This window comes from Brevundimonas sp. (genome assembly GCF_019636155.1).
GTDB lineage: Bacteria > Pseudomonadota > Alphaproteobacteria > Caulobacterales > Caulobacteraceae > Brevundimonas.
On sequence record NZ_JAHBYB010000004.1, the window covers coordinates 1 to 18,702 of the forward strand.

The following is an 18,702-nucleotide window of genomic DNA, read 5'->3' on the forward strand; positions in this document are numbered from 1 at the left end:
CTCCACGAAGTCCGAGCCCGAGATGGAGAAGAAGGGCACCCCCGCCTCGCCCGCCACGGCGCGCGCCAGCAGGGTCTTGCCGGTGCCCGGAGGGCCGACCAGCAGCGCCCCCTTGGGAATCTTGCCGCCCAGCCGCTGGAACTTGCCCGGGTCCTTCAGGAAGTCGACCACCTCCTGCAGCTCCTCCTTGGCCTCGTCCACCCCGGCGACGTCCTCGAAGGTCTTGCGGCCCTTGTGTTCGGTCAGCAGCTTCGCCTTGGACTTGCCGAAGCCCATGGCGCCCCGCGCCCCGCCCTGCATCTGGCGCATGAAGAAGATCCAGATGGCGACGATGATCAGGATCGGCAGGAACAGGCCGACCAGCCCCATCCACCACGGCTGTTTCACCGTCTTGGCGTCCACCGACACCCCGGCCTCGTTCAGGCGCAGGGCCAGGGTGGTGTCGCTCAGAGGGGCCACGGCGGTGAAGCGCTTGTCGTCCTTCATCACTCCGGTCACCTGGTCGCCGGCGATGACCACCGACTTGACCTCCCCGGCCTCGGCGCGGCGGATCAGCTCGGAATAGGTGATGGGCGACGGCCGCGCGGCCGCCTGGCCCTTGGCGCCGGGCATGACCGCCCCTCCGCCCTGGGTCATGGCCCCATAGGCCGCCAGCAGGATCAGGATGACGGCGCCCCAGATCGCCAGATTACGCAGGTTCATTCTCGTCCTCGGTCGTTCGGCCGCCCAAACGGGGCCGAGCGGTGTCTGTTCGGGACACAGATAGGCGGTCCCGGCCCTTTGCGCCAACCGGCGCGAAACTCAGATCGGCTTCGTGCGGCGTTTGGTCCAGCGCCATGGCCAGACGTCGCGCCGCCCAGTCGACGACCTGGGCCGCATCGCCTGCAAGAACCGGCCCATCCGCCCCGTCCCGGAACAGGACGGGCGCGGCCCCGCGCGCGGTCGCCGGCGCGGCGTTCAGCCGTGCGCGATCCGCCGGCGACAGGCCCGCCCGCCGCCCGGCCGCAGGCCCGATGCGCCAGCCCGGCTGGTCCGTCACCACGCCCAGCCGCCCGTCCCAGACCATCTCCCGGCCGGGGATCAGATCCGCCTCGGCCGCCGGCCGCCCGGCCCGGCCGTAGTCGCCCGGATCGCGATGCGCCAGCACCTGCCGCCCCTGCGCGACCAGACGCGCCCCGGCCAGGGTGGCCTGGAAGTCCTCGCCCGCCGCCAGCCGCGCCTTCAGGGCCTCCAGCCGACGCCCGCGCGGCGGCCGATCCCCGCCCCCGGCGCAGACCAGGGTCATGGCCAGGGTCCGCCCGTCCACATCCCGCTCCAGGGCGAAGACCCCGTCGCCCAGCGGGCGCGGCGCCGGGCCGGGCGGAGAGGCAAGGGCGGAGGCGGGGTCCATGATCGCATCCCCGTCGCCCAGGGCCCGCCGCGCCCGGCTGCGACCGAACCGAGGGTCGGCGTTGGCCGGGTCCTCGATCCAGTCCAGGCCGCGCGCCCGCAGATGGTCTCTCAGGCCCTGGCGCGACGCCGCCAGCAGGGGCCGCATCAGCATCAGTCCTCGCCCCTCGGGCCAGGCCGGGGACGGCGACCAGTCGCGCAGCCGTCCGATGGTCGTCCCCCGCGCCCGCATCCAGTCCGCCTCGGCCGCGTCGTCGGCCGTGTGGCCGGTCAGGATCACCCGCGCCCCCGCCGCCCGCGCCGCCTGGGCCAGCAGCCGGTGTCGCGCCATCCGCGCCGCCGCGCTCAGCCCCGTCGCCGGCCTGGGCCCGGTCCAGGTCAGGCCGCGCCAGTCCGCACCCGCCGCCCGCGCCGCCGCCTCGGCCCTGCGGCTCCAGTCGGCGCTATGGGGGTTCAGTCCGTGATCGACGCTCAGGGCCAGGACACGCCGTCCGCGCCCCCGCGCCCATTCGCAGGCCAGGTCCAGCAGGGCGATGGAATCCCCGCCGCCCGAAAGGGCCAGGGCCAGGGGCCGGTCGTCGTCCCGGTTTAGCCGCGCGTCCAGGGCCGCTCGGGCAGCTGCAACGTCCAGATCGGTCAGTTGGCCGGGCATCCGGCGCGGCCGCGCAACTGGGTCGCGCGGGTCCGCTGGGGCGCCGTCGCCCCCTGGGCGTAGCGCCGCTGATATTCGCTCAGGGCCGCGCAGGCCTGGGTCTTGCGGTCGGTGGCGATCAGGGCGTCGGCCAGTTTCAGCGTCGTCTCCCCGGCCCAGTTGATCGTCGGCCAGCCCTGCAGGGCGGCGGCGTAGACCCGCACCGCGTCGGCCCTCTGGTCGCGCGAGACATAGAGGTCGCCCAGGCGGGAATTGGCCTCGCGCGCCTGGTTGGTGTCGGGCCAGGTGGCGATCACCGTCTGCAGCGCCCGCTCGCCGCGCGCCGGATCGGTCTCCAGCAGGCGCACCGCCGCGGCGATGTCGGTCGGGGCGCCGCCGGTCGGCGAATTGGCCACGATCGGACCGTTCAGCTCGGCCTCGGCCTTGGCCGCGTCCTCCATGACCTTGATGCGCCGGTCGGCGTCGACCAGACGTCCGCGCAGGGCGGCGTTGTCGCGCTGGGCCTCGTCCAGGCCGAAGGTCAGCCGCTCGACGTCGCCGTTGACCCGCCGCAGGGTGTCCTCGACATCGGCCAGGCGCCGGTCCATCGAATCCGACCGGGCCTGAAGGGTGATGACCTCGGGGTCCGGCTCGACCAGCACCGGCTGGCCGGCGGCGTTGCGCTGCATCACCGCCCGCTCCAGCCGCCGCACATTGCGGTCCAGGGTGTCCAGTCGTCGCTTGTCCCACTGGATCGGCTCCATCGGGACGGTCTGGGCCACCACGGCGCCGCCGATCAGGGCGACCCCCACGGCGGTGGCGACGGCGGTGCGGGTGGGGCGGGGAAGCTTCAGCGTCATAGGGTCACGCTCCCATCGATTTGCGGCGGCCGCAAGGCGTCTCAGCCGGTCATGCCCAGGGTCACGATCGCCGTGATGAACAGGGCGATGGCGATGGTGCTGAACATCAGCAGCATGAAGGTCCGCCACAGGGCGGAAGGGACCGACAGCCCATAGGTTCCCTTCAGTTGGGCGAACATGTGCACGGGCGGCCCGAGCAGGACCGCCAGCCCGGCCAGGAACCCCAGCGGACCCCACAGGGGCGCGATCAGGGCCGCCGCCGTGAACAGCAGGGACATGGCCGTGATCGAATACAGCACGAAGACGCCGTGGTCGTAGAAGGTGAAACCCCGCCTCCACAGGAACAGCAGCCCCACGAAGGGGATCGACAGCGGGATCAGCAGGAAGCTGAATTTATAGGCCGTCTGCTGGATCTTGTAGACTGCAAGGTCGGGGTTCAGCGCCTTCTTGGTCAGGATCTTGTCCAGCTTCTTGTCGCCGGTATCGATGGTGATCGCCCCGCTGCGGACCGATTCCGACATTCGCGCGGTCCAGCCTTCGCCGGCGACCACCGTGGTCTGGCCCGCCGCCTTGGCCGCGCGCAGGCTGGCCAGTTCCCGCTCCAGCGCCGACAGGGCCGCCTGCTGTCCCACCTGAATTCCGGCCCCGCCCGGAATCTCGGCCAGATCGGCCTGCACCTGGGCCAGCGTCTGGCGCGACCGCTCCAGTTCGGCCGACTTGGCGGCGATCTGCTGGTCGATCGGAACCTGGGTCTCGCCCCCGCCATGGCCGCCGAACAGGCTGAAGGCGAAGAACATCACGAAGACGGTGAACAGGAACATCGCCAGGGGCGACACATAACGGGTCCGCCGCCCCTCGATCCACTCGCGCGTCAACCGTCCCGGATTCAGGATCAGCAGCGGCAGGGTGCGCCAGATGCGGCCGTCGAAATGCACCACCCCGTGCAGCACCTCTTCGGCCAGGTGCAGCAGGGTGCGATGCACATGGGCCGGCTGGCCGCAGTTGGCGCAGAAATTCCCCTCGACCGGGGCGCCGCAGTCCGAACAGTCGCCGTGGGGTTCGCCGGCATGGCCGCCGGGCCGCTCCAGGGCGCCGGCGATCAGGCCCGCCGTGGCCGCCCCGCCCGCTGCGTCGATGTCCATGGCCGCGATCCCCGTCGGCGCCGCACCCCGGACGCCCGCCGCGGGTCAAACCGCAAAAGCGCGATCCGGGCAAATGAAAATCGGCCGCAAGGCCGGCGGCCAGAACGAAAAACGGGAAGGCGACCCTTTGGGGGATCGTCGCCTTCCCGCCTCGTTTCATCCCCGGCGTCGCCGGGGACGGGTCGTGGTCAGCGCGGGGCGCCCGAGACGATGGCCGTATGGGCGTTGCGGTTGCGGGCCCAGGCGTCCTCGTTCGATCCCTCGGCGATCGGCCGTTCCTTGCCATAGCTGATGGTGTCGATCCGCCCCGGCGAGATGCCGCGGTCGATCAGCAGGTTGCGCACCGACTCCGCGCGCCTCGCCCCCAGGGCCAGGTTGTATTCGCGCGTGCCGCGTTCGTCGGCGTTGCCCTCGATGCGGATGCGGACCTGCGGATAGCGGTTCAGCCAGGCGGCCTGGGCGTCCAGGCGCGGGAAGGCGTCCGAACGGACCTGATAGCTGTCCAGGTCGAAATAGACCCGGTCGCCGACATTGACGACGAAGTCCTGTTCCGAGCCGGGCTGGACGCCGCCGATGGTTCCGCCGCTGACGTCTCCGGTCGGGGCGCGGCCCTGGTCGGGACCGGGCGCGGTCGTCCCGCCGGGCGTCGCGGTGTCCACCGCCGGCCGGCGCGGGGTGCAGGCGGCGACGGCGATGACGGCGAGGCTCACCGCCGACAGGCGAACCAGGGTCTTGGCGTTCATGGGGTCGTCTCCTCCAGAGGGGGCGAAAGCTTTGCGTTATTCAGCTTGCTATCTGCGGCCGGATTGCGGCGCCAGACGCGATAACGCACAGTTGACCCGTAAGGCTCCGCAGCGCCTCAGCTGGGACAGCTGTCGGCGCCCTGGTTCAGGCCCAGGTTGGCCGGCGGGGCGTCCAGCAGGGGCGACCAGGCCGGGTCCGACCCCCGCCCCTCATAGCCGGCCTGGCCCACCACCCGGCCGGACAGGTCCACGGTCCACAGCCGGGTGTCGCCGCCCCGCGTCTGGCGCGCGAACATGATGTAGCGGCCGTTCGGGGCCCAGGACGGGCCCTCTTCGAAATAGCTGGACGACAGGATGCGCTCGCCCCCGCCGGATGCGTTCATCACCCCGATGTGGAACTGGCCGCCCGACTGTTTGGTGAAGGCGATCAGGTCGCCGCGCGGGCTCCACGACGGGGCGGTGTACAGGCCGCCGCCGCGCGACACCGCCCGCTGGCCCGAGCCGTCGGCCCGCATGACATAGATGCGCGCGCTGCCCGACCGGTCCGAGGTGAAGGCGATCATCGACCCGTCTGGGCTGAAGCTGGGCGAGGTGTCGATGCCCGGATCGCTGGTCAGGCGCGACAGCTGCCGCGTCCGCAGGTTCATCACATAGATGTCGGTGTTGCCGCCGCGAATGATCGAGAAGGCGACCCTGGACCCGTCGTTGGAAAAGCGCGGCGCCAGGACCTGGCCGTCGAACTCGCCCAGGCTTTCGCGTCGCCCGGTGGTCAGGTTGTAGAGATAGATGCGGCTGTAGTCCCGGCCCAGCGCCACATAGGTGATCTCGTCGGGGCTGGAGGCCGAGAAGCGGGGCGACATGATCACCTCGTCGCCCTGGGTCAGATAGACGGGGTTGTAGCCGTCCTGGTCGACGATCGCGAGCCGGCTCAGCTTGTTCAGCTGGGTGCCGCTCTCGGCCACATAGATGACCCGGGTGTCGAAGAAGCCGCTCTCGCCGGTCATGCGCTGATAGACGACGTCGGCGATCTTGTGCGCGATCCGCCGCCACTGTTCCGGCGTGGCGGTGAACTGATAGCTGACCAGCTGGCACTGGCGATAGGGGTCGTACAGACGGAAGCCCACGTCGTTGCGGCCGTCCGGGCGCGGGGTGACGCTGCCGTACAGCACCGCCTGGGCGCCGATGGCCGTCCACTGGGCGAAATTGGGCGCATTGGCCACGGTCAGGCCGGTCTCGATGAAGCTGGCGGGGTTCAGAGGCTCGAAGAAGCCCGACCGCCTCAGATCGCCCGACACCACCCCCGCGATCTCGGCCCCGTACTGGCCGCTGAAGGGGGCGATGGCGATCTGAAGGGGACGCAGCACGCCCTGATCGATATCGACCTCGATTGGACCCTGTTGCTGGGCTGGCGCGGGCTGGGTCTGGGCCGCGGCGGCGGATGTCACGGCCAAGGCTGCGACAGAGGCCAGGAGCAGTTTCAGACGCATGATAAATCCCTGCGAGGCGAAGACCCTGCCCGGTCCTTATCGCGGGACCGGTTTACAAAAACCAGCATCGCGCCGAATGGGGCGACTTTGGGGTCGCATGCCGCGCAGGCGATCACGCCGGCGTCAGCGATTCCGGCAGGCGCGCTCGGTGTTGAAGGACGGCCGATAGGCGCCGCCCTCGAAGCCGTCGGGCACGTCGAACGGCGCGGCGGCCCGCATGGCGCGCAGGGCCTCGTCGGCCGCCGCCCGATACACCGGGTCGGAGCGCGGATTGACCAGGGTCGGGCCCGAGGTGATCCGCCCTGTCGCTGACAGCGTCACGTCCATCTGGATTCTCAGGTCGTCGCCGCCCGGCATGCTGCAGGCGATGAAGACGTTCCAGTGGCTGTAGACCTGATTGAAGATGGCCGTGATCTGCGGCCCCGTCGCCTGGGGCGCGGCGCCGCGGCCCTGCTGGCCGGCGGCGGGGCGGCCGCGGTTCTGGGTCGGGCGCGGCGGTCCGGCCAGGGCGTCCAGGTCCAGTGAGGGTTCGGGACGCGGCGCCGTGCGCGGCGGCGTCGGATTGGGGCGCGGCGGGGTCGGCGGGGTCTTGGTCGCGGCCGGCGGGGTCCGGGCCGGCGGCGTCGGCCGGGGCGGCTGGGCCGGGGCCTTTTCGGCCGGACGCGGCGTGGGGGCGGGCGGCGGCGGGGTCGGCGCAGGCTGGGGCGCGGGCGGGGTTGGCTCCACCGCCTCGGGCGGCGGGGCCGCGGCGCCGTCCTCGTCGGTCGGGGTCTCCATCGGATTGTCGGCCGCGGCGGCCTCGATCACCTGGTCCGAGACGATGGACACCGGCACGGCGGCGACCAGGGGCCGGATCTCGCGCGCCGGCTGAAGACCGCTCAGGAACAGCAGTCCGGCCACGCCGACGTGCAGAACCACGGCCGCCCCGACGGCGGGCCACAGCGAATCCCGGCGCGACGCGGCGGCCATCTCAGCCTCCGGTCGGCGCTTCGGCGGCCGCGACGGCGGCCATGCGGGCGGCGTCCGGCGCCGTGTCGGTGATCAGGTTCAGCTTGGTGAAGCCCCCGGCCGACAGCCGCGCCATCACCCGGGCCACGGCCTGATAGGGCGCCCGGCCGTCGGCGCGCACGAAGACCGGCCGCTCGGTCGCCGGCGCCGATCCGTCCGCGGCCTCGCCGCCCAGCCGCTGCAGCAGCTGTTCATAGGCCACCTCGCCCTCGCCGACGAAGATGCGGCCGTCGCGGTCGATCGACACGCTCAGCGGCTCATTGTTGGTCTCGACCGCGCTGGCCTCGGTCTTGGGCAGTTCCACCGGAACCCCCACCGTCAGCAGCGGCGCCGAGATCATGAAGATGATCAGCAGCACCAGCATCACGTCCACCAGGGGGGTGACGTTGATCTCGCTCAGCGGACGCCGGCGCGCCCGCCTGCGGCCCCGCACATGGCCGCCGCCGCCTGCTCCGCCCAGGGCCATGGCTCAGAAGCCCCGGCGTTCGGGCTGCGGTGTCGGGGCGGGGGCCGGCGCCGACGGGGCGCCCAGACGCCGCGCCACGGCCGCCTGCAGGTCGTCGGCGAAGCTCTCCAGCCGGCCGGTGAACTTGCCCGCGTCGATCGAGAATTTGTTGTAGGCGATATAGGCCGGGATGGCCGCCGCCAGGCCGATGGCCGTGGCGAACAGGGCCTCGGCGATGGCCGGGGCCACCGTGGTCAGGTTGGTGTTCCCCGCCGCTGCGATGCGGCCGAAGGCGTTCATGATGCCCCACACCGTCCCGAACAGGCCGATGAAGGGCGAGGCGGTGGCCACGACCGACAGCACCCCCAGTCCGTTCTCGATCCTCTGGCTCTCGCGCGCGATCAGACTGTCCAGCCCCCGGTCGATCCGCGCCATCAGCAGGTCCGACTGGTGTTCGTTCAGGGCCCCGCGCGCCCGCGCCTCGCGCCATTCACCCAGGGCGATCACCAGCATGCGCGGCAGGGCGTGGGCCGGCTCCGGCCCGGCCTGGGCGGCGATGTCCTCCAGCGACCGGCCCGATCCCACCGCCCGTTCGAAGGCGTCGGCCTGGCGGTTCAGGGTCGAGAAGCGGGCCGCCTTGTCGATGATCACGGCCCAGGACCAGATGGAGGCGGCGGCCAGGCCGGCCATCACGACCTTGACCACCCAGTCGGCGGTCATGAACAGCTCGACGGGGTTCAGCATGGCGGCGTCGGCGGGCGTGGTCATCAAACGGTCCTGCGGCGAGAATCGATCCGATACCGCCGGTGCGGCGTGGCGGTTGTATGGCGCCGGTCTAGCCTTGCGCCGGGGCTTCGTCACGCCCCTGCGCCTGACAGGCGCGTGAACGGCTCAGCCTTCGCATTCCAGCCACGGCCGCACCTTGTCCAGAAGCGCCTGCGTCGGGCGCCGGGGCCGCCCGTCCGGATGGATGCAGACCGCCGTCACAGCCGCGGCGCACAGCACTTCGTCCCCGCGCGTGACCGTCTGATCGATCATCAGGCGGGGCCCCCTGATCCTCTGGTACAGGGTCCGCACCACCAGGGCGTCGTCGATGCGCGCGGGCTTGAGGAATTTCACCGCCATCTCGGCCACCACGAAGGCCAGGGGCTGGTCGCCCTCCAGCAATTCCGCATGCCCCACCCCCGCCGCGCGCAGGAAGTCCGACCGCCCGCGCTCGAAATAGCGGATGTAGTTGGCGTGATAGACCAAGCCGGTGAAATCGGTGTCCTCGTAATAGACCCGCACGGGCAGGCGATGCTCCCGGCCCTCGAAACGGCCGGCGGTGGGCAGGTCGGTCATGGCGTCGTCCGCACGGGGTCAGGGCTCGCGCGGCGTCTCGACCTCCCGCGCGTCCAGGGTCTGTATCAGAAACCGGACCAGAAAGTCGTGCTCACCGGCCGCCACGGCCCGGCCGACCGCATAGACCAGGCCCAGGCCGAACGCCCCGACCAGCGCCGCCAGCAAGGGCAGGGGCGAGCCCTCGCCCAGCTCATGGCGCATGGCGACGGCCAGGCCGATCAGCAGGGCGCTCATCCCGATCAGCAGGCCGCGCCCGACCGCCCCGATGTCCGACACCGCGTGCAGGATCAGACCCCGCCCCTCGGCCTCGTCGCGCGGCTCCAGCACCAGCCCCATCCGCGTCTGGAAGGCGTTATGCATCCGTCGCCGCTGATACAGGGCCGCGGTGAACGGCCCGACGCGGCCCCGCACCGGACGTCTCCCCCTCGGGTCGAAGGGCGAATCAATCGCCGCCATCAGTCGCCTGCGGGCGGTCTCCAGGTCCAGGTCGCAGATCAGGGTGGCGCGGCGCGGGCTCATGCGCCTCAGCAGAGCGGCCCGCCGACCCCGACGCCACTGACGGAACCCTTCCGCCGGTCCCGCATGAGTCCCGGCCGGCCCCGCGCCCCGCTCATCCGGCCGGCGCCGGCCGCCGGGCGAAGCCGGGGCAATAGCGGTCGCGTGTCTCGGCGAACTCGCGCGGCAGGGGATCGTCGCCGAACAATATCCTCTGCGGTCGCGAGACGAAGGCCACCGCCGGCTGGCCCCGGCCGCGCGCGGCGTATCCGCACGACACCGGCCCCACCCCCGCCTCGATATAGCGGACCTCGGCCCTGCGCCCCAGTTCGGTGCGGACCTGGCGCAGGGACCGCTCGGCCGCCGTCTCGGTGTGGCGGCCCAGGGCTCCGTCGCCCATCAGCCGCCAGGCCCCGAAGGCCCCGGCCGCGATCACCGCCAGGGCCAGCAGCACCGGCCAGACGATCCGTCCCGGCGCGCCGCGCCGCACGGCCTCAGGCCTCGTCGCCTTCGATGAAGTCCAGCGGCGTGTCCGCCGCCGGCAGGCAGCTGCGGTCCACCGGCGCCGAGGGATCGCGCAGGAAGTTTCGCGCCATCCTCTGGGTGCAGGCGCTGGCGTTGATGACCCCGTGGGTGGCGTTGGTCACGATCACAACCTGGCTGTTGGCATAGCCGCGCGCCGCCGCCTCGGTCAGGTGCGGCGGGCATCCGGGGTCGATCTCGGCGGCCACGAACAGGGTCGGGATGTCGGTGGTCACCGGGGCGTTCTCGATCGGGTCGGCGGCGGTGATGTCCAGGGCGGCGCAGACGTCGAACAGCCGCGCCAGCGAAGGGACCAGCACCTCGGCCACGGGATCGCCCGCCGCGCCGGCGGCCAGGCGCTCGCGCGATTCGAACGGCAGCTCCTCCTTGCACAGGTGGGTCAGCTGCTGGCCCTCGGTGTAATAGGTCCGGTCCTCGGCGATCGCCGCCACGGGGCTCAGGTCCCCGGCGATGATCCGCTCCAGGTCCGCCGGCAGCCGCCGCACGCCCATCCGGTCATAGGTGGTGTCCATCAGGAAGGCCGACAGGTCGTCGACGTTGAAGGTGCGCCCGTCCTTGCCGGTCACCGGCCCGGCCAGCCATCGGCGCGCCTCGGCCTCGAACCGGGCCTGCAGGTCCGGGTGGCGGGCGGCGCAGTCGGCCTGGGCCGCGCATTTGTTCAGGATCAGCCGCACCGCGGTCGACACCTGTTCCGGCGTGCCGACGGCCCAGTTGCCCTCGGGCGGCCAGGGGCTGTCCATCACCGCGGCGCGCACGATCTGCGGCTGGTGGGTGATGACCGCCGCCTCGATCCGCGGACCGTAGGAGCCGCCCCACAGGTCGATCTTCTCGATCCCCAGGACCGCGGTCAGGTCGCGCACGTCGTCGGCGATGACCGCGGCGTTGTACTGGTTCAGGTCGATCCCCTGCGCCTCATAGGCCTTCAGGCAGGCGATCAGCCCATCGCGGTCGGCGTCCGACGGCGGCCCGGCGTCGGTAAGCTGCACCCCCGGGCAATCCATCGAGGGGTCGCCCCGCCCGCCGCCGCGCTGGTCGAACAGGATCACGTCCTGGTCCACCGCCATCCGCTCCGGCTGCTGCGACAGGGCGCGCAGCAGATTGCCCGTCCCCGCCGTCATGGCGCCGCCCGGCCCGCCGTGGAACATCACCACCGGCGGCAGGGCCTGGCCCGAGGCGTCGCGATAGGGGTTGCTGGCCTTCAGTATGACCACGGCGATGTCGGTGCGACGGTCGCTGGACCCGCCCCGCGCCTCGTCCACCGTCAGGGTTCCGCACCGCACCTCGCGCACCCCTTGCGGCCATTCGGCGGGGCAGGGGGTGTCGGTGAAGACCGGATCGGCCGCCCGCGCGGGCGAGGCGGCGACGACTCCCGCCGTGACGGTCACGGCCAGGGCGGCCAGCATGCGAAGGATCATCGAACTCTCCCGGAAGTCGGGCCGCACCAAACGCCCCCCGCCGCCGCTTGGCAAGACCGGTCCAGGCTTCCGCCTCCGTCTCCTCCCCATTCCATGGGGAGGGGGACCGCCGCAGGCGGTGGAGGGGCTCTTGGGAGACACGACGAAAGACCCCCTCCGTCTCGTCGGCTGTTCGCCGCCGATCCACCTCCCCATCGCTGCGCGACAGGGAGGAGACTCTGGACAGCCGCCGCCCACCCCTATTCGAACAGGTCCCCGGCCTGGGGCGTCTTGGGCGGTTCGGCCAGGCCCAGGTGGGCATAGGCGCGGGCGCAGGCCATGCGGCCCCTGGGGGTCCGCTGGATGAAGCCCTGTTGCAGCAGATAGGGCTCGATCACGTCCTCGACCGCGTCGCGCGCCTCGGCGATGGCGGCGGCCAATGTGTCCATCCCCACCGGCCCGCCGCCATAATTCTCGATCAGGGCCTTCAGGAAGCGGCGGTCCAGCCCGTCCAGTCCCGCCTCGTCCACCTCCAGCCGGCTCAGCGCCCGCGCCGCCGCCAGCCGGTCGATGACCGCCGCCCCCTCGGCTTCCGCGAAGTCGCGCACCCGGCGCAGCAGACGCCCGGCCACCCGCGGCGTGCCGCGCGACCGCCGCGCGATCTCCATGGCGCCGTCCTCGCTCAGGGCCGCCCCCATCTTGCGCCCGGTCCCCATCACCACCCGCATCAGCTCCTCGGGCGAATAGAACTCCAGTCTCAGCGGTATCCCGAACCGGTCCCTCAGCGGCGTGGCCAGCAACCCCGCCCGCGTCGTCGCCCCGACCAGGGTGAAGGGCGCCAGGTCGATACGCACCGACCGGGCCGACGGCCCTTCGCCGATGATCAGGTCCAGCACATGGTCCTCCATGGCCGGATACAGGATCTCCTCGACCGTCGGGGCCAGGCGGTGGATCTCGTCGATGAACAGGACGTCGCGCGGCTCAAGGTTGGTCAGGATCGCCGCCAGGTCCCCCGCCTTGGCCAGGATCGGCCCCGAGGTGGCGCGAAAGCCCACCCCCAGCTCCCGCGCCGTGATCTGGGCCAGGGTCGTCTTGCCCAGGCCCGGCGGCCCGAACAGCAGCACATGGTCCAGCGCCTCGCCCCGCCCGCGCGCGGCGTCGATGAAGACCTTCAGATTGCCCTTGGCCTGCGGCTGGCCGACGAATTCGTCCAGCGTCTGCGGCCGCAGCGCCCGGTCATAGGCCTCGCCGGCCGCCGCGGCGCCGGAGATGATGCGGTCTTCGGTCATGCCGTCGTCCAGTGGCGAGTGGCGAGTGACGAGTGGCGAGGACGCGCGCCGTCTGCCCGTTTTTCATCTTCAACGATAGCGCATGACCCAGGGATTCCGCTCGGACCCACCCGCCACTCGTCACTCGCCACTCGCCACTCCAACCTCACCGTCCCAGCTCCTGCAACGCCGCCCGGATCACGGCCGACAGCTCGGCCTCATCCCCCAGGCGCAGCAGGGCCTGGTCCACGGCCCGCCGCGCATTGACCTCGGCCATGCCCAGGCCCAGCAGGGCCGAGACCGCCTCGCCCGTGATCGACGCGGATGCGGGCGCCGCCTCGGCATGGACGCCCGGCGCCGCAGGCGTGAACGACGGGTCGCCCAGGGGCTTGCCCTTCAGTTCGGTGACAATCCTCAGGGCCAGTTTCGGCCCCACCCCGTTGGCGCGGGCGACCGCCGCCTTGTCCTCGCGCGCGACCGCGGCCGCCAATTCGCCGGGCGGCAGGACGTCCAGCACGCTCAGCGCCGCCTTGGGCCCCACCCCCTGGATGCCGGTCAGGGTGGTGAAGGCGCGCCGGTCGTCGCGGGTCAGGAAGCCGTACAGGCGCGGGCCGTTCTCCTGGCTCCAGTTCGTCTCGACCGCCAGGATCGCCTCGTCCCCCGGCGCCGGCAGCCGCTGCAGGGTCCGCGCCCCGCACGCCACCACATAGCCCACCCCGGCGCAGTCGATGACGCAGTGGTCCGCCTCCACCTCGACCAGGACCCCGCGCAGCCGCCCGATCATGCGGCGACCCTCCGGCTTTGCCTCAGGTGCGCATGGGTCACCGCCACGGCCAGGGCGTCGGCCGCGTCGGCCTTCACATCCCCGGCGGCGGGCAGCAGCCGGCGGATCATGAAGGCGATCTGGGTCTTGTCCGCATGGCCGGCGCCGACCACCGCCTTCTTGATCAGGTTGGGCGCATATTCGGCGACGCTCAGGCCGCATCGGGCGGGGGCCAGCATCACCGCCGCCCTCGCCTGGCCCAGCTTCAGGGTCGAGGCCGGGTTCACGTTCACGAACACCTCCTCGATCGCCGCCTCGTCGCATCCATGGTCGGCGCAGATCGCCGACACCGCCTCCAGCAGGTGCAGCAGCCGCTCCGACAGGGGCGCGGCCTCTGGCGGACTGACCACCCCGTGCGCGATCCAGCGCAGGCGCGAGCCTTCGGCCGCGATCACCCCCCAGCCGGTGCGCCGCAGGCCGGGGTCGAGTCCCAGAATTCGAGTCTGCATTCGAGTCGGTTCGTTCGCCATCCGTTCCAGTCATGCCGCAAACAGGGTTTACGGACAATGACCGTCTTGGCGTCGTCCCGGCCGGCCTATTCGTCGCGCGGCGACAGGGCGAACCCCTTCAGCCCCGGCTCGGCCGCCAGCCGGTCGGCCAGGGCGTCGATGTCCATGGGCGTCAGGCCGCGCGCCTTGACGTGATGTTCGTGGATCGACCCGTCCGGGCTGACCACATGGCCGATCCTCAGGGTCTTCAGCCGGTGCTCGGCCAGGACCGCCCGCACCGTCTGCTCGCGCGGCGCCGCCTCGCGGCTCCAGCGCAGGGTCACGTCCATCAGGGCCTGGCTGGGGATGCGCGCGTCCAGCAGCCTCAGCAGGGCCAGCACCGTCAGGGTCGCCCCCGCCGCCATCAGGGCCAGCTGCGTCATGCCCGCCCCGAACAGCAGGCCGATCGCCGATGTGGTCCACAGCGACGCCGCCGTGGTCAGGCCGTGGACCGAGAACCCCTCGCGGAAGATCACCCCCGCGCACAGGAAGCCGATCCCCGTCAGCACCCCGTGCGGCATCCGCGTCGGGTCGATCACCACCGTCTGGCCGGGCAGGGCCAGGAAGCTCCACACCGCCTGATGCATGGCCGCCAGCATCAGGACGCAGGCCGTCAGGCACACCAGGATATGGGTCCGGAACCCCGCCGGATGCCCGTGATAGGTCCGCTCCGCCCCGATCAGCCCTCCCGCCGCCATGGCGCACAGGATCGGCGTGACGAAGGTCAGATCGATGGTCAAGGCTTTCTCCGTAAACTGACGAATCGTCAGCTTAGACCATTATCGGAAAGGGTCGATCCGTCCTCGTCGCGAGCGGCGAATCGGCCGCGGATGGCCGTAGTCCCGAGCGACCTACTCGATCCGGAATCGGGTGGTGAAGGTGATGTCGGAGTCCGTGGGGACGCCGTCGACCAGCCTGGGATAAAGCCGCCCTCGGCGCGCCCCGGCCAGCGCAGCTTCGCCGAAGCCGTAACCCTCCGGGCTCTCCTCCATGATGGTGCAGGCGCCGATCGACCCTTCGGCCAGCGCCTCGCACCTCATCTTCACCGAACCCTGGGTCACGCCGGCGCGCGCCGCCTCGGCCGGAAACTCACCGCCGGGGCGCGCCGCCCATGAGGGATTGCGGATCATCCGGCCCTCGCCGTCAGGCTCGGGCGGCGGCGGGGGCAGCGGCGGGTGCGAAACCTCGCGCGTCGGCATCGCCGCGACCTGATCGCTGACCCGTTCGGCCCATCGCCAGGCGCCCGCGACCGCCAGGGCGACCAGGGCCAGGACGCCGATCACCGCCGCCCACGCGGCCACGTCGATCCACCGTTCCCGATTCCGGTCGGCGGCGACGGGGCGTGGAGCGTCGGGCTCGGTCAATCCATCAGCCGGCGTATTTCGCCAGGTCCTCGTCCGATATGTCCTCGTTCGAATAGACCGACGAGACGTCGTCCTCGGCGTCCAGGGCGTCCAGCAGCTTCATCAGCGTGCCCACGGCGTCGCCGGTCACCGGAACCTCTGACTGGGGCTTCCAGACGATGGCCGTCGACTTGGGGTCGCCCAGAACCTTGGACATGGCCTCGGCCACATCGTTCAGGTCCTCGAAGGCGGTCCAGATGGTGTGGCCCGGCGCGTCCTCATAGATGTCGGGCTTCTCCAGGTCGCTCTCGACGTCCTGGGCGCCGGCCTCGATGGCGGCCTCCATGATGGCGTCCTCGGTCCCGGCCTCGGCGGGATATCTGATTTGTCCGACTCGGTCCCACATGAAGGCGACCGAGTTCATTTCGCCCAGGGCGCCGCCGTTCTTGGCGAAGGCGGCCCGCACATTGGCGCCGGCCCGATTGCGGTTGTCGGTCAGGACCTCGACGATGATGCCGACCCCGCCCGGCCCGCGGCCCTCATAGCGGATCTCCTCCATCGTATCGACGTCGCCGGCCACGGCCTTCTTGATCGCCCGGTCGATATTGTCCTTGGGCATGGACTCGGCCTTGGCGTTGTTCACCGCCAGGCGCAGGCGCGGGTTCATGGCCGGGTCGGGCATGCCCGACTTGGCCGCCACCGTGATGTCGCGCGACAGCTTGGAGAACAGCTTGGATCGGACCGCGTCGGCCCGCCCCTTGCGGTGCATGATGTTCTTGAATTTGGAATGGCCGGCCATGAAGCTCTCTGTCTGGGTCCGTTGACGCCCCGCGCCGCGGGCGCGCTCCGGTCGAGCGCGGCGGACGGGCGCGCCCGTCTAACGCAGGTCGGGCCGTCTGTCACGGTCACGGAACCGCAAGGCTTTGCGGCGTATTATGCCGGTCGAACCGGGAGAAGCCGCCATGGGCGCCGAAGAAGCTCTGATCGACGACGATCTGTATGACGAAGACCTGCACGGCGACTACGCCCAGGCCGACATCGTCGAATGGTACGAAGCCCGCCCCGTCACCGTCTCGACGGCGCTGGCCACCGGCTCGATCATCACCGCCTTCGCCCTGGGCGTCCTGACCGCCGTCGGCGCCCTGGCCCTCATGGGCCGGCTGGACGACTAGAACATAGAGTCTCCCTCCCCGAACGGGGAGGGAGACCTATCGCGCCCGACCCGCACCCTGGCCTGCATCACGTCCGGCCGGGCCAGTCCTAGGCCGGAATGAACCTCAGCACCCCGATCTCCCCAGACGGGCCGTCAGAGGGGTGGTTGATCCCGTCGTTCACACGCACCTCGGCGAAGTCGAAGGGGCTGATCCCCAGGCAGGCCGCGTTGACGCCGAATTCGTCCGGGTTCGAGCGCCGGCGATGATGGGTGTAGATTCCGCAGGTCGCACAGAAATGATGTTCGGCCACCCCGGTGTTGAAGCGATAGGTCGCCAGCCGGTCCTGGCCCTGGACCACCTCCAGATCGCCCCGGCGCGCCGTCGGGGCCACCGCCCCGCGCATGGCGCAATAGCTGCACGAACAACGCCGCGCCGCCTCCAGACCGCCGCTCAACCGCACCCGGAACCGCACCGCGCCGCAGTGACAGCCGCCTTCGCGCCACGGTCCGCTCATCGCGCCAGCCCCTCCACGAACGCCCTCAGCCCCTCCGGAATGGCCACCGGCCGCATCGTCTCGCGCGCGACCATCACATGGACGAAGAAGCCCTCGGCGCAGGCCGCGTCCTCGTCGTTCCTGAACATCCCGACCTCATAGCGGATGCTGCTGGACCCCACGCGCCCCACCCGAACGCCGGCCCGGATCATGTCCGGATAGGCGGCCGAGGCGTGGTATCGGCACCCGCTCTCCACCGCCACCCCGATCACCGCCCCGCCCGTCACGTCCAGCAGCCCGGCCTCGATCAGCAACTGGTTCACCGCCGTGTCGATGAAGGCGTAATAGGCGACATTGTTGACGTGACCATAGGCGTCGTTGTCGGCCCAGCGGGTCGTCAGGGTCACGAACCGGGCGTAGTCGGCCCGGCGCCCCGGTGGCTGTCGCTCGCTCATATCCGCTTCCTCTTGGCCGACGTCGCGTCAACGGATTAGCCTGCGCCCATGACCGCCGCCAGTATCCAGACCCGGGCCGCCGTGCTTCGCGCCATGGGCGCCGCCCGGCCCTATGCCGACAGCCGGCCCCTGGCGATCGAAGCCGTGACCCTGGACCCGCCCGGCCCCGGCGAGGTCCTGGTCGGCGTCAGGGCCGCGGGCCTGTGCCATTCGGACCTGTCGGTCATCAACGGCGACCGGCCCCGACCCCTGCCCATGGCCCTGGGCCACGAAGCGGCCGGGGTGGTCGAGGCGGTGGGCCCCGGCGTCGACGACCTGCGGATCGGCGATCACGTCGTCATGGTCTTCATGCCCTCGTGCGGCCACTGCGGCCCCTGCGCCGGCGGCCGCCCGGCCCTGTGTGAACCCGGCGCCGCGGCCAATGGGGAAGGGCGGCTGCTGACCGGCGGCCGTCGCCTCACCGACGCCGGGGGTCAGACGCTGAACCATCACCTGGGCTGTTCGGCCTTCGCCGGCCGCGCCGTGGTCTCGCGGCGGTCGGTGGTCAGGATCGATCCCGAATTGGATTTCGCCCACGCCGCCCTGTTTGGCTGCGCGGTCCTGACGGGGGTGGGGGCGGTGGTCAACACCGCCGCGGTGCGCGCGGGTCAGTCGGTCGTGGTGATCGGCCTGGGCGGCGTTGGCCTGGCCAGCGTCCTGGGCGCCCTGGCCTCCGGCGCCGCGCCGGTCGTCGCGGTCGATCTCAGCGAGGACAAGCTGGCCCTGGCCCGCGGCCTGGGACCGGTCCTGACCGTCAACGCCGCCGACCCCGACGTCGTCGACCAGGTCCGCGCCCTGACCGCCGGCGGGGCGGACTTCGCCTTCGAGATGGCCGGCTCGGCTCGCGCCCTGGACAGCGCCTGGAGAATGACCCGTCGCGGCGGAACCACCGTCACCGCCGGCCTGCCCCCGCCCGAGGCGGCCCTGGCCGTCAACATCGTCTCCCTGGTCGCCGAGGAACGGACCCTGAAAGGCTCCTACATCGGGACCTGCGTGCCCAGCCGCGACATCCCCCGCTACGTCGATCTGTTCCGCCAGGGCCGCCTGCCCGTCGATCGCCTGATGAGCGGCCGCATCGCCCTGGACGACATCAACGCCGGCTTCGACCGCCTGGCCGACGGCGAGGTTGTGCGGCTGGTGGTCGAGTTCTAGTTTCGTCGC

23 protein-coding genes are annotated in these 18,702 nt (G+C 71.6%); 2 read left to right on the plus strand and 21 right to left on the minus strand.

The annotated features are described in order from the left end of the window. The 19 genes from KF910_RS05585 to KF910_RS05675 all read right to left on the minus strand — a co-directional run. Positions 1–702 (minus strand): ATP-dependent metallopeptidase FtsH/Yme1/Tma family protein (locus KF910_RS05585; protein ID WP_292259473.1); only part of this gene is annotated, 702 nt, incomplete at its 3' end. Further along, positions 689–2,041: a tRNA lysidine(34) synthetase TilS gene (tilS, locus tag KF910_RS05590; RefSeq protein WP_292259475.1), complete on the minus strand. Its 1,353-nt coding sequence runs from the start codon at positions 2,039–2,041 to the stop codon at positions 689–691. The genes KF910_RS05585 and tilS, both read right to left, overlap by 14 nt. Then, positions 2,026–2,880, minus strand: coding sequence for a tol-pal system protein (locus KF910_RS05595; RefSeq protein ID WP_292259477.1), 855 nt, complete (start codon positions 2,878–2,880; stop codon positions 2,026–2,028). The genes tilS and KF910_RS05595 overlap by 16 nt, the downstream gene beginning before the upstream one ends. Before the next feature lie 41 nt (positions 2,881–2,921). Then, a complete protein-coding gene (locus tag KF910_RS05600) occupies positions 2,922–4,022 on the minus strand; it encodes a DUF3667 domain-containing protein (protein WP_292259479.1) in 1,101 nt (366 codons plus the stop codon). Between the two features lie 188 nt (positions 4,023–4,210). Then, positions 4,211–4,765 carry a peptidoglycan-associated lipoprotein Pal gene (pal, locus tag KF910_RS05605; protein WP_292259481.1) on the minus strand — a complete coding sequence of 185 codons (555 nt, stop codon included), beginning with the start codon at positions 4,763–4,765 and terminating at the stop codon, positions 4,211–4,213. A 116-nt stretch (positions 4,766–4,881) separates the two neighbouring features. Next, on the minus strand, positions 4,882–6,252 hold the full coding sequence (gene tolB, locus KF910_RS05610) for a Tol-Pal system beta propeller repeat protein TolB (RefSeq protein ID WP_292259483.1): 1,371 nt from the start codon (positions 6,250–6,252) through the stop codon (positions 4,882–4,884). A 123-nt stretch (positions 6,253–6,375) separates the two neighbouring features. After that, positions 6,376–7,221, minus strand: coding sequence for a hypothetical protein (locus KF910_RS05615; protein ID WP_292259485.1), 846 nt, complete (start codon positions 7,219–7,221; stop codon positions 6,376–6,378). A gap of 1 nt (position 7,222) precedes the next feature. Next, on the minus strand, positions 7,223–7,726 hold the full coding sequence (locus KF910_RS05620) for an ExbD/TolR family protein (protein WP_292259486.1): 504 nt from the start codon (positions 7,724–7,726) through the stop codon (positions 7,223–7,225). Positions 7,727–7,729: 3 nt separating this feature from the next. Then, positions 7,730–8,473 (minus strand): protein TolQ, encoded by a 744-nt coding sequence (gene tolQ, locus KF910_RS05625; RefSeq protein WP_292259488.1) that lies wholly within the window; start codon positions 8,471–8,473, stop codon positions 7,730–7,732. Positions 8,474–8,596: 123 nt separating this feature from the next. Next, positions 8,597–9,046 (minus strand): tol-pal system-associated acyl-CoA thioesterase, encoded by a 450-nt coding sequence (ybgC, locus tag KF910_RS05630; RefSeq protein WP_292259489.1) that lies wholly within the window; start codon positions 9,044–9,046, stop codon positions 8,597–8,599. Between the two features lie 18 nt (positions 9,047–9,064). Then, positions 9,065–9,565, minus strand: a complete 501-nt coding sequence (locus tag KF910_RS05635) for a hypothetical protein (protein ID WP_292259490.1) — start codon at positions 9,563–9,565, stop codon at positions 9,065–9,067. A 91-nt stretch (positions 9,566–9,656) separates the two neighbouring features. Next, positions 9,657–10,031 (minus strand): hypothetical protein, encoded by a 375-nt coding sequence (locus KF910_RS05640; protein WP_292259492.1) that lies wholly within the window; start codon positions 10,029–10,031, stop codon positions 9,657–9,659. Positions 10,032–10,035: 4 nt separating this feature from the next. Next, positions 10,036–11,499 carry an alpha/beta hydrolase gene (locus tag KF910_RS05645; protein ID WP_292259494.1) on the minus strand — a complete coding sequence of 488 codons (1,464 nt, stop codon included), beginning with the start codon at positions 11,497–11,499 and terminating at the stop codon, positions 10,036–10,038. 239 nt (positions 11,500–11,738) lie between these two features. Next, entirely contained in the window at positions 11,739–12,767 is a 1,029-nt protein-coding gene (gene ruvB, locus KF910_RS05650) for a Holliday junction branch migration DNA helicase RuvB (protein WP_292259496.1), read from the minus strand. Between the two features lie 145 nt (positions 12,768–12,912). Further along, positions 12,913–13,530 (minus strand): Holliday junction branch migration protein RuvA, encoded by a 618-nt coding sequence (gene ruvA / locus KF910_RS05655; RefSeq protein WP_292259498.1) that lies wholly within the window; start codon positions 13,528–13,530, stop codon positions 12,913–12,915. Further along, a complete protein-coding gene (ruvC, locus tag KF910_RS05660; protein WP_292259500.1) occupies positions 13,527–14,039 on the minus strand; it encodes a crossover junction endodeoxyribonuclease RuvC in 513 nt (170 codons plus the stop codon). The genes ruvA and ruvC overlap by 4 nt, the downstream gene beginning before the upstream one ends. 65 nt (positions 14,040–14,104) lie before the next feature. After that, positions 14,105–14,797: an MgtC/SapB family protein gene (locus KF910_RS05665; RefSeq protein ID WP_292259501.1), complete on the minus strand. Its 693-nt coding sequence runs from the start codon at positions 14,795–14,797 to the stop codon at positions 14,105–14,107. 111 nt (positions 14,798–14,908) lie between these two features. Further along, positions 14,909–15,421, minus strand: coding sequence for an energy transducer TonB (locus KF910_RS05670; RefSeq protein ID WP_292259505.1), 513 nt, complete (start codon positions 15,419–15,421; stop codon positions 14,909–14,911). 4 nt (positions 15,422–15,425) lie between these two features. Then, positions 15,426–16,199 carry a YebC/PmpR family DNA-binding transcriptional regulator gene (locus KF910_RS05675; protein WP_292259507.1) on the minus strand — a complete coding sequence of 258 codons (774 nt, stop codon included), beginning with the start codon at positions 16,197–16,199 and terminating at the stop codon, positions 15,426–15,428. 163 nt (positions 16,200–16,362) lie between these two features. Between KF910_RS05675 and KF910_RS05680 the strand changes: the two genes are divergently transcribed. Continuing rightward, entirely contained in the window at positions 16,363–16,572 is a 210-nt protein-coding gene (locus KF910_RS05680) for a hypothetical protein (RefSeq protein ID WP_292259509.1), read from the plus strand. A gap of 88 nt (positions 16,573–16,660) precedes the next feature. On the opposite strand, the gene KF910_RS05685 is transcribed toward KF910_RS05680, so the two are convergent. Continuing rightward, positions 16,661–17,068, minus strand: coding sequence for a GFA family protein (locus KF910_RS05685; RefSeq protein ID WP_292259510.1), 408 nt, complete (start codon positions 17,066–17,068; stop codon positions 16,661–16,663). Further along, positions 17,065–17,502: an acyl-CoA thioesterase gene (locus tag KF910_RS05690; protein WP_292259511.1), complete on the minus strand. Its 438-nt coding sequence runs from the start codon at positions 17,500–17,502 to the stop codon at positions 17,065–17,067. Before KF910_RS05690 ends, KF910_RS05685 begins: the two co-directional genes overlap by 4 nt. Positions 17,503–17,550: 48 nt before the next feature. Between KF910_RS05690 and KF910_RS05695 the strand changes: the two genes are divergently transcribed. Continuing rightward, on the plus strand, positions 17,551–18,693 hold the full coding sequence (locus KF910_RS05695; RefSeq protein WP_292259513.1) for a zinc-dependent alcohol dehydrogenase family protein: 1,143 nt from the start codon (positions 17,551–17,553) through the stop codon (positions 18,691–18,693). Positions 18,694–18,702: the final 9 nt, after the last annotated feature.